Raw genomic sequence first — 10,843 nt, forward strand, 5'->3', positions numbered from 1 at the left:
TAATGCCATTGCCCATAACTACGCCCAGTCAGGGATCGGTGATATCCATTATACAGACCATATAAAACGTAGCGCATTACAGAAAGCAATAACATACCTGGCTAAAGTAGATACTGCAGTCCGACTGACGTTACCCAAAGGGGGGCGTACATTTGGGCGCAGCGAATACGTTGTACGGCAGGGGAAAAAGCGTGGACGGCCTCGGTTGACTGTTGAAACAACGGGGAGCAGGTCAGCCGGTATTGCCACACCAGATTAGAAACTCGTTATCTGCCCGGATACCCGCACGCAACATCTGGACAGCGAAAACAAACGCGAGGGCAAACTAAATACCATTGCATCAAGCAAACCAAACGTGAAATCAGCACCGGTAAAGATCCATATAAATCGCCTGATAATGTTGGAACGTCAGATGTACGGACGTGACGGATTCAAGTTACTGAGGCAGTAGGTGGCTGTACTTTCACCTACTGTCGCATAAAGTAGAAATTCACCAAGCTTAGTGAGACTAGGCTGTGTCCCTTAATTGCCTGGGCTATAGTAACTGTCTGTTTCTACAACATATTGAACTATGTCTCGTTACGACCTTCCCGATGAAGCATGGGCTCTCATCCAGCCCTTATTACCTGCCGAACCAGCAATACCACGGGTCGGACGCCCATGGGCAGAACATCGTATGATCATCAATGGCATGTTCTGGGTGCTGTGCTCAGGTGCCCCATGGCGCGATTTGCCTGACCGATATGGTCCGTGGAAGACTGTTTACAACCGTTTTAATCGATGGTCAAAGTCAGGAGTGATTAACATTATTTTCAATAAGTTACTTTCTTGTCTCGATGCTCATGGTCTCGTTGACTGGTCAGCAACGGCGCTGGATGGCAGCAATATCCGTGCGCTCAGATGCGCCGCCGGAGCACAAAAAAACATCCCGATATCACCGGAGATAACAGCCTGGGTCGCTCTCGCGGCGGTTTTGGCACCAAAATCCATCTGGCAACAGACGGAAGTGGTCTGCCGTTAAACATCTTGCTGAGCCCCGGGCAAGCTCATGAAAGCCAGTTCGCACAACGTCTTCTGGACGGAATTGGTGTTCAACGCCAGAACGGCAGCATGAAGCGGCGTGGTCATGCTGTACTGGCGGATAAAGCTTACTCAGGGCACATGTTACGTAACGTACTGAAAAATAGAGGGATAAAAGCTGTTATCCCTCGTAAATCAAATGAGAAAATGGCGTCGGATGGTCGTTCACAGCTCGATCGTGATGCATACCGCAATCGCAACGTTGTTGAGCGTTGCTTTGGTCGCTTGAAAGAATATCGCCGCATCGCCACACGTTACGATAAAACGGCGAGAAATTATCTGGCGATGGTAAAACTGGGTTGCATCAGACTGTTTTACAAAAGGTTATGCAATTAAGGGACACAGCCTAGAGGTTGATCATGTCTTCGTCTCACCCAACCAACCTAGAAAGCTGTGGATCGTTGCGTACCAGCAAACACCAACGAGCAACAGCCGATAATTCAGCTGTTGTGGTGGTCATTGCGCGCACTCGAGCTCGAACTTCGATCAACTTCGCTTTGGCTGCTGGATTATTGCCTGTCGTGCAACGGGATTTGGCTTGTGTAAAATCATCAATTAGCCTGTCAACTTGCTGCCAGACTTTGCGACGAGCTTCTGCCAGGGGAGGATGTTCATTGAGTTTGAGCCGCTTTACCGTCTCGTTGACCCGCTCCTGCTCCCAAGCAGAGGAACCTGGCATAGGAATGACCTTCCCTTCTTCGTCGAAGGCGATAAGCGCAACGTCATCATCATCAATCGGATCGAGTAGATAACGCGTTTCAGATTCCTCACAGGGCTCGGAGTAGGTTGAACAAAGTGAGCCGTCCTTGAGTGGAAACCATCCACCTTTTTTACGGTTACCAACATTGCCGCACACGCGAAAATTCATGTAGTCAAATGCCAGCCACCAGTAGCCATCACGTAGACTTGTATCCAATGCCTTAGCTTCTTTCTTGGGTCGAAAATGCTCCACATCATAATGTGAGTACAGCTCGCGCACCTCTGAAAACCAGCATTTCCCCCCAGACAACGCCAGTAACCAAGGTTTTAATTTTCCCCAATGGCTGCTGTGTTTATCTATCAACTCATTGCGCTCTTTAATTGTTCCCGCAGCATCGAGTTTGGCAAGTTCGCCTACCAGGCGATCAGACTCTTTCAACCAAGCGTCCCAATCGGCTGGTGACCAGCGAATCTCAGCGGGAAGGTCTGCATCAATAGGGAGCTTATTTTCAAGATCGATAAAAATCACTCACCATCCTCCTCTCGCAAAATCTCATCAATGATCGAATCGGCAATGGCATCCTGCTCGGCCTGTTCCTCGGGTGTGAGCACGGGTTTGCGGAAACGGCGGTGTTGCGCCATCTTGCGCACAAACATTGCGTAATCGGGGTCACGGAAGTCAGCGGTCGAAAAGCCCAGGTCAGCCAGCTCTGCTGACAAGCGGCTCAGTTCCTCATCCTCTTCGGGGGAGCGAGGTGACAGGACGAACAGTTCATTGCGCCGGAAGAGGCGTCGCTCGGTTTCGATATCCAGCGTGGATGACAAACCAAACAATTCGCTCTTGAGTAGCCCAGTGACGCCCATCCCTTGCGGGTGCTCATCCGGGATCTCGACCAACGTACGGTTACCATCACGACGCAGGATATATACTTGCTCGCGCTTCAAGCTGCCCACCATCATGGGGTCATGAGTGGTGATGATTATTTGCGACTCGCTTTTAACCATCGTTGCATCATCGGAACTCAGCACGCCTTCAATATCGTCGAAGTAGCGCAATTTCCAGATCGGGTTGAGATGGGTATCAGGTTCATCAAGCAGGAACAGGCACTGGTCTTCACGGGTGATGCGCATCAGGCCCAACACGGTGAGCATTTGCAGCTCTCCTTCTGACAAATGTGTGAAGCTTACCTTGCCGCCGTGTTCATCGCGCTTCTTCACCGTGATGCGCACTTCTTCGATCAGGTCACCAATGTAAGCCCCCTCGGCGTAGCGGAAGAAACTGTCGGTACTGCCGACGAGTTCGCCAAGTAGCTTAAGCTTCTCCTGACTTGGCACAAAAAGGTACAGCTGTTTTTGTTTTTCGTTGCGGCCACGGAAGTCGATCTGTTTGGTCGTCTCTTGCTCAATCGGAGCCCAAGCCACTTGCCAGAGCTTGTCGAGGAATTCGCTCACTACATTTCCGCGCGCATACCAGAATCGTGGATCACCCTCGTTCAGCTCTTGCTCGTCGAATTTGCCGCTGCGCCGTTTTTCACGCAGTCGGTACGGTTCTTTCAGCACAAACAGAGCGGATTCCAGCGACTCGATGTGTAGGTTCTTTAGCACCTTCTGAAACACTGGGTCATCTGATAGTAGACAAGCCAGCAGCACCAGTTGGCTGTGGCCACCGCGACAATAGAACAGGCGGCGCAAGCGGTCGTCTCCCGCTTGCTTCAACCGCGACTCGTGACGACGTTTGGCTTCTTCGACAGCGCGAATATCTGACTCGGAGCCGGTAAAGTTCTCCAGCAGTTGCTCAGACAGCACTTCATCTGTAGTGATTTCCTGGCGCTGGTTGAAGCGGCGCTGGTGCTCTTGAAACAAAACTTCGATGCGCTCGTTGCGGCCCGAGTAATAGGCAAAAATATGCGCAGGCAACAGCTCACGGTTTTTCAGCAAATAGCCCTGTGATTCGACTTTACCGTCCACCCAAACATAGGGGCGCTTCTGCTTGAAGGTATCGGCCTCAATGCGCACAACATGGCCGCGAATACTATATTCCAGCGTGAAATCGAAGGCGGCGTCACGGTCGAGATCAACATCACGGAAGATGGTGATCAATGCTTCGATCAAATTGGACTTGCCGGTGCCGTTCTGGCCAATCAGGGCATGGCTACGGATGGGTTTGGGTGGTGCATCTGTTGCGCTTGTAGTTGGCTGTGAGTGCGTTGCGAAAGCGATGTCGAGATCGCGCAGGTTTCGAAAGGTTGGGATGAGGATGCGCAGCAGTTGCATATCAGGCACTCACCGTATCGGATGGTTTTTCACGCACTTCGGCGGGGGCCGGTTCCAGAATCCAGCCGCGTAATACTTCTATTTTCAGTTGCGCGTAAAAGGCATCGATCTCTCCGCCGAAGCGCTGCCATAAATCCTTGGCGCTCATTTCGCCGTGGTGGCGGGCCAGAATGGTGGCCAGCGGAGCTTGGGCTTTGATATCGGGTACTGTACCCAAGCGTAGTGGGGCGATCAGCTCGGTTTGTGGGGCTTTCATGGGTTCCTCTTCTTGTTCGAAAGTGGTGCCGGTGAGGTTAGCGACGGCACTTGTAGCTAGATTGGTTGCAATGCGCTGCTTGCGAGAGAGTTGCTCCGCGTAGTCGTCACACATGCGAAAAAGCCCGTCAACGATGGCAACAATCCGATCTTGCTCGGCCTTGGGGGGAACTGGAACCACTAGATTTTCCACTTCAACAACATTTATGTGTTTCACCGTCATTCCGATCGCCGCTACCCGCAAGCGCTTTTGAAAGCTAGGACTTTGAATTACATAAACGAGAAATTTGTTGTTGAAAAGCTCAGGAAACAGCCTGATGAGCATGAGCCGCTGACCAAGGCAAACGACGTGCTCATTGGGAACTATTGCAGCTTCACCCATCGGTGCTTCTCGCGTGAAAAATATGTCCCCGGCCTGCGGAGTCAACCGTCTTGAACGAGCAAGATAGCTTTCCCAAGAAACCTTTTTTGTAGCATCAAATCGCATTTCACCATTGCGAATATCAGTTGTGCGAATAAGGTGAACTCCGCTATCGGTATAGGTCGGTGTCTTGTGGTCACAGTCAATAATTACTTTTGAAACTTCAAGCAGTGATGCCCACATCCAGTGCTTGGGTAGTTGTTCTTCGGGAGTGCTCAATTGTTGAATTCGGAGTTTATTTAGCGCAGCTAACGCTTCTTTTTTCTCTTGATTGATTGCCACCTTAGACCACTCAATACGAGCATCAGCAATCGCATCAATCAGATCGGCACCAGTGGACGCGTGGCGCGTTTCGGTGGTTAGCAGCGCACCAGACACAGCCAAATCAAGGATCAACCCTTTGAATGCAGCCACATCCTCCAAAGCATGAAACAACTGTCCAAAGTTATCAGCCAAGCGCGCCCAAGCGATTTGCAGTTCGTACGGGCAGGTAGCGCTGGCGACGGCTTGTAAAGTGGACTGGCGCAGGGCATTTTGCAGTATGCGGCGGGCTTGCTGCTGCGCCTCCAGCTTGTCGCACAAAGCCATCAGCTCCTCGACTTTGGCGACAATGCGGGACTGTTCTTCGATAGGTAACACCGGATAAGCCGCCAACTCAAGGTCATCTCTTGAAAAACCTGGAATCATACTCTTGGACTTTTCGACCAGTTGACTAACAAAGCCATCAAGCCAGATTTTCAGAAAACCTGTGTCTAGTTTTTTCGAAAAATTCCTTATTGCCATGATTTGGCGAGCAATATGAACTTCGCCAAGGGTATTGAATACTGTTTTTCCAATAGTACCCTTACATGTTATTAACAAGTCACCAGTGCTTGAAATCACAACAGGGTCTGGGGTCCATCGGTTAACTACAATGATCCCGTTCACAATATTGCTAGCACCTGTTATATACGGAATTCCATTTTTTGAATCGTTGTACTTACTAGGCACCAGATCGCGACCAGATAAAAGTTGCCAGAGCTCACCGAAACGAGCCCACTCCCAATACGATGGAGCATCAACGGAGATTTCTCTCCTCAACACTTCTGGATAAGGCTTCTGACGCGGGAGCTTTTTACAGGAAACCAGCTCCGCTTTAAGCGCACGAACTTCGTCCAGCAAAACACGTGACGACAAGTCAGATGCTGTGTATACGATTAGTTTTCCTTGCACCGCAAGTTGCAGGATCAACTCCCGCAGTTTCCCAATCCCCCCCGGCGCATTGGCGATATGCCCAAACTCAGCCAAAAATTGTTTCGCGTCCATCAGGCATCCTCATCAACAAAATGATGTGCCAGCACGGCTGCCAACTCACTTTTGAGCTGGTTCTCAGTTTCTTCAATTTCTCCCAGCAGCTTTTTGTATTTCTCTAGAAGTACGTCTGGGGCGTGGGTTTCTTCTTCTGCCGTATTGGGGTTTTTGATGTCGAGGTTAAAAATCGGCCAATAGATACGGTCACCAGTGGCTTGTGCGTCTCGGGCTTGCAAGCGTAGCGGTTCAGCTTGAGCGCGCAACGCTGCGATTTGGGCGTCGATCTTTTCGCGATAGGCAGCATCAGTGGTACCGACCAAGCTCCTGCGCAAGTCACTCGCTTCGCTTTCGAGCGCAGCGGCCTGGTTATTCAGCTCTTCAGCGCGTTGCCAGTATGGTTGCGCAGCGGCTTCAGCTTGTTCGCGCTTAGTTTTGAAATCCACCTTCCAGGCGAATTCGTTTTCTACGCGATCGGCAAAATCGTTATCCTCCGAGCCCCACCAGTTTCGCTCGGCTTCGAATTCTTCTAGCCGGATGGGTTTGGTTTTGGAGTAGCTCTTGTAACCTGTTGGGTAGGGGTGCTCGTAAAACCAGATAGTGTCGGTGTGGAAGTATTCAGTGCCATCGTCCACCGTGCTACCCTTGGTGAAGAACAGCAGGTTGGTCTTGATGGTGGTATACGGAGCAAAAACGCCTTTAGGTAAGCGGATAATGGTGTGCAATTTGCAGTCGCGCAGCAGCAGTTTTTTAAGCGTGCTTTTGATGCCCTCGCCAAACAGAAAACCATCAGGTAACACCACGGCGGCACGCCCTTTTTCCTTCAATAATTTTTTGATGATGAGCGCCATAAACATGTCAGCTGTTTCGCGGGTGCGCAGGTCAGCCGGATAGTCACTGCCCACGCCATCATCTTCATAGCCTCCAAATGGGGGGTTGGTGATAATGCAGTCAACCTTGTCGCTGGCTTTCCACTCGTTCCAGCCGATGCCCAGGGTATTTTTGTGCTCGATCTGGCTGGGAACGTCAATTCCATGCAGTAACATGTTTGTTGTGCATAGCAGGTGCGGCAACTGCTTCTTTTCGATGCCGAGGATCAGCGCTTCAATGGCGCGCTTGTCTTCAGGGCGCGGTGATTTCATTGTCGCGAGTTGGTTGCGAAAATGCTCGATTCCGGCGGTTAAGAAACCGCCTGTTCCACAAGCGGGATCCATTACTGTCTCACGCTTATCTAAACGCGGATTGACCCTATCAACCATAAAAGCGGTAATGGCGCGTGGGGTGTAGAATTCCCCAGCATTACCTGCGCCGCGCAAATCGTTGAGTAATTGCTCGTACACATCGCCAATATTTGCGCGGATGGTAAAATCGTGGAAATTGATAGCATCTTCCAGCTTCTCGATCACGGCCAGCATCTGCGGGCCGGATTTCATGTAGTTATTCGCATCTTCAAAGACACTACGGATGACTTTATGCTGAGGGCTTTTGTTAGCATCGATCTCTTTGAGCGTTGGGAATAACTCGTTGTTGACAAAGCTAATCAATTCACTACCTGCAATTTGTGGCTTCTTTTTGCCATCAGCCCCCGCTATATAAGCTGCCCAGTTACGCCATCGGTACTCTTTGGGCAAGGGAGAGATATACGCCGGGTTATCATCCGCCCATTCCTCCTCGCGCTGATCAAACACTTTGAGGAACAACATCCATGTGAGCTGGCCGAGACGCTGTGCATCACCATCGACGCCATCATCTTTACGCATGATGTCTTGAATGGATTTAATGGTACTGCTGAGATTCATCTTTTTATTCGCTGTTGAAGGCTGCTGTTTAATCAAGCCTGTTTTTGTTCGGATATGTCGTAGAGAGCCAGTTCCAGCTCCTTCACTGCTTGGGTGTACTGCTCTACGCCACCAAAAATACCCCGACGGATTTGTGTCTTGCTACCAAATAGGTCAAATGGAGGTAATTCCAGCACATTGGCATCCTCTATGTCTTGTACACCATGATCGGCAAATTTTTCGAGCAAAGCTTCCAGTACGGCCTTGGCTTGCTCACTGTATTTGCCAAACACATCACGCTTTTTCACGTTGTTAGCCCGTTCACGCCGGGTGAGTGGCTTCTGGTCAAAGGCGACGTGGGTTACCAGATCAAAAGCATCCAGTTCGCTGCCGTTAGCGACAGCCTGTTGCAGGATCTCGAATGGTACGCCATGTTCAGTTAATTCCTCTATCACAGCTTGTTTGCGTTCGGCGCTACTCCAGCGCCGTAGAAAGTTGGTTAGGTTACCAAATTTAGCCTGCAAGGTGCTTTTAATGTCACTTTTGAGCAGGACTCGGTAGTCCTCAGTGATGAGCTTGCCCTCGACATCAAGGTATTGCGAACGTTCAACAGCTAAACACACATTGACGTCATCAATCACATACTTTACTCGGCCTACGCCGCCTCCTGCCTTATCTGTGAGACTAGAGTCATAGGCTAGAGGTTCTGGTTCTTCTATACTGGGAAGCGTGACGACATCTGGCGGTACCACAGGATCTTCTGGGCCAGGTTCGTAGATCTCCACGGGTTCGCCGTCAAAATCGGGATCAGCAAACAGCCGCGTAGCGCCTTTAAAGTCCATGATGGTGAAGTAGAGTTTTTGGTAGTCCTCGCGCAGGCGGGTGCCGCGGCCAATGATCTGTTTGAACTCCGTCATCGAGTTGATGCTCTGGTCCAGGACAATCAGCTTGCAGGTTTTAGCATCTACGCCCGTGGTAAGTAGCTTTGAGGTGGTGGCAATAACCGGGTAAGGTTCATCGTTGTCGATAAAGTAGGAGAGCTGTGCTTTCCCTTCGTTATCGTCTCCGGTAATTCGCATGACGTAACGGCGATTGTTTGCCGCGGCAGGGATGAGCTTTACCAGCTCCTGGCGCATCCTCTCAGCATGATCCTGGTCGTCACAAAAAACAATCGTCTTGGCCATCGGATCGGTTGCCTGGAGGTATTCCCATACCTTGTTGGCAACAAGAGATGTGCGTTTCTTCAGAACTAGAGTGCGATCAAAGTCTTTTGTATTGTACTGCCGTTGCTCCATGACCTGGCCTAGTTTATCTAATTTACCCTTCTCTGGTATGTAGCCGACTGCATCAACATCGGTTGCAATGCGGATCACCTTGTAGGGAGCAAGAAAACCGTCCTCAATGCCCTGCTTGAGCGAATAGGTATAAATGGGGTATCCGAAATAGCTGGTATTGCTTGTTTCCTTGGTTTCTTTCGGTGTGGCAGTTAGGCCAATATGTGTGGCTGTAGTGAAATAATCCAGGATGTCGCGCCATTCTGAGTCTTCCGCGGCGCTGCCACGATGGCATTCATCAATCACGACTAAGTCGAAGAAATCCCCTGGAAACTGGCGATAGATTTGTTTCCATTCTTCCTTCCCCGTTACCGCTTGGTAGAGAGCAAGGTAGATCTCATAGTTCTTTTTGACTTCGCGGTTAGTGACCTTATGCATCACCTCACCGAAAGGGGCGAAATCCTGCTGCATGGTCTGGTCGACGAGGATATTGCGGTCGGCCAAAAACAGAATGCGTTTCTTGGATTTTGCTTTCCATAAGCGCCAGATAATCTGAAAAGCTGTATACGTTTTCCCTGTACCGGTGGCCATGACCAGCAATATTCGTGCTTGCCTTCTGGCTACAGCTTCAATGGCACGGTTGATTGCCACACGTTGATAGTAACGTGGTTCACGACCACTGCCATCGGTATAAAACGGCTGTTCAATCAGCGTTACAGCTTCAGGTGCAACTAATCCTTTCCATTGCTGATATACCGTCCACAAATCGGCCAGGGTCGGGAATTGGGTAAGCTGAAGCTCGCGTTCGACAGGCAGGGATAGGCCAGTTCGGTCATGCAGGAGAAAACCATCACCATTACTGCTGATGGCAAACGGCGCGTCTAGCATTTCGGCATAGGCTAGAGCTTGTTGCATACCGTGCCCAATGGAGAACTTCGCCTGTTTGGCCTCTAAAACTGCGATCGGCACGTTTGGTCTTGCATAAAGCACATAATCGGCACGTTTAGGACCTCCTTTAGCTTCAGGATTTTTGACTCGAGAGGCCATCTTACCGCGTACCATGACACGGCCATCGGTGAGGTTGACTTCCTCTCGAAACTGATGCTGCTGCCAGCCAGCTTGTTGAATAGCGGGTGTAATGAATTTTGTGCAGATATCACGCTCGCTGAGCTGATATTTATCCATGACAGTAAGCTCCTTCAACGTTCCGGTGTATATGCCTCAGACACTATGAAAATGTGCATTAATTAGACTCAGACCTAAATCCGGCCGATAAAATACGCTCCAAAAATTCAAGTCTCATGATACAACACATCTTTTTCATCGGCTCGCTGATCTTCTTGTAGGCTCATAGCCAAGAGCCAGTGCATACAATCTATATCCCTGTGAGTTGTGCTTCTTCCATAGCCTTTTCAGAAGCTTACTCTCTGAGGCTAATATAATAACGTTGTTTTACTTTCTCCATTCCCCGCCGCGCCCTGGTTGTCAATATAGTATAATAGTCGGCATATCACGGTAGCATCTCGCGTCGTCCATCCAGGTATCTAGCGTGGTTGTAAGTGCAACGGAGACTGTTCTTATCCACGTAGGCAAGCTGCGTCTAAATCCACGCCGAGTTATAGCTTTGTTCGTGATGAATAGTACTCATCGTGTGTCTAAACTATGCCACGATACCGTTTTTGCTGGCGTAACGACTATCACGCCGCTCGTTATCAGTCGTACTGGCCGGGATGCTTTCACTGCGCCATTTAACCAGCTAAAGACGCGGGTGCAGG

5 protein-coding genes and 2 pseudogenes are annotated in these 10,843 nt (G+C 50.1%); 1 reads left to right on the top strand and 6 read right to left on the bottom strand.

Annotated elements, in window-relative coordinates:
- The first annotated feature begins 571 nt into the window (after nucleotides 1-571).
- A protein-coding gene (locus AAIR21_RS26850; RefSeq protein WP_131631877.1) for an IS5 family transposase occupies nucleotides 572-1,416 on the top strand; the annotation gives its coding sequence in 2 pieces (ribosomal slippage) (nucleotides 572-917 and nucleotides 917-1,416; 846 coding nt in all).
- A 34-nt stretch (nucleotides 1,417-1,450) separates the two neighbouring features.
- Here the strand turns inward: AAIR21_RS26850 and AAIR21_RS26855 are convergent.
- From AAIR21_RS26855 to AAIR21_RS26880, 6 genes and pseudogenes are all read right to left on the bottom strand, one after another.
- Nucleotides 1,451-2,308 (bottom strand): hypothetical protein, encoded by an 858-nt coding sequence (locus AAIR21_RS26855; protein ID WP_149330511.1) that lies wholly within the window; start codon nucleotides 2,306-2,308, stop codon nucleotides 1,451-1,453.
- Nucleotides 2,305-4,053: an AAA family ATPase gene (locus AAIR21_RS26860; protein ID WP_434682705.1), complete on the bottom strand. Its 1,749-nt coding sequence runs from the start codon at nucleotides 4,051-4,053 to the stop codon at nucleotides 2,305-2,307. The genes AAIR21_RS26855 and AAIR21_RS26860 overlap by 4 nt, the downstream gene beginning before the upstream one ends.
- A gap of 1 nt (nucleotide 4,054) precedes the next feature.
- Entirely contained in the window at nucleotides 4,055-6,034 is a 1,980-nt protein-coding gene (locus AAIR21_RS26865) for a restriction endonuclease subunit S (protein WP_434682706.1), read from the bottom strand.
- Nucleotides 6,035-6,303: 269 nt separating this feature from the next.
- A pseudogene (locus AAIR21_RS26870) lies at nucleotides 6,304-7,815 on the bottom strand (N-6 DNA methylase); the annotation flags it as partial.
- Nucleotides 7,816-7,847: 32 nt separating this feature from the next.
- Entirely contained in the window at nucleotides 7,848-10,253 is a 2,406-nt protein-coding gene (gene hsdR / locus AAIR21_RS26875; RefSeq protein WP_434682707.1) for an EcoAI/FtnUII family type I restriction enzme subunit R, read from the bottom strand.
- A gap of 325 nt (nucleotides 10,254-10,578) precedes the next feature.
- A pseudogene (locus AAIR21_RS26880) lies at nucleotides 10,579-10,728 on the bottom strand (integrase); the annotation flags it as partial.
- Nucleotides 10,729-10,843: the final 115 nt, after the last annotated feature.

The organism is Enterobacter sp. PTB (genome assembly GCF_051130085.1).
GTDB lineage: Bacteria > Pseudomonadota > Gammaproteobacteria > Enterobacterales > Enterobacteriaceae > Enterobacter > Enterobacter ludwigii.

Bases quoted from the DNA above. Each gene is read 5' to 3' on its own strand.
- AAIR21_RS26865 (WP_434682706.1), bottom strand. From the start codon at position 6,034: ATGGACGCGAAACAATTTTTGGCTGAGTTTGGGCATATCGCCAATGCG.
- AAIR21_RS26860 (WP_434682705.1), bottom strand. From the start codon at position 4,053: ATGCAACTGCTGCGCATCCTCATCCCAACCTTTCGAAACCTGCGCGAT.
- hsdR (WP_434682707.1), bottom strand. From the start codon at position 10,253: ATGGATAAATATCAGCTCAGCGAGCGTGATATCTGCACAAAATTCATT.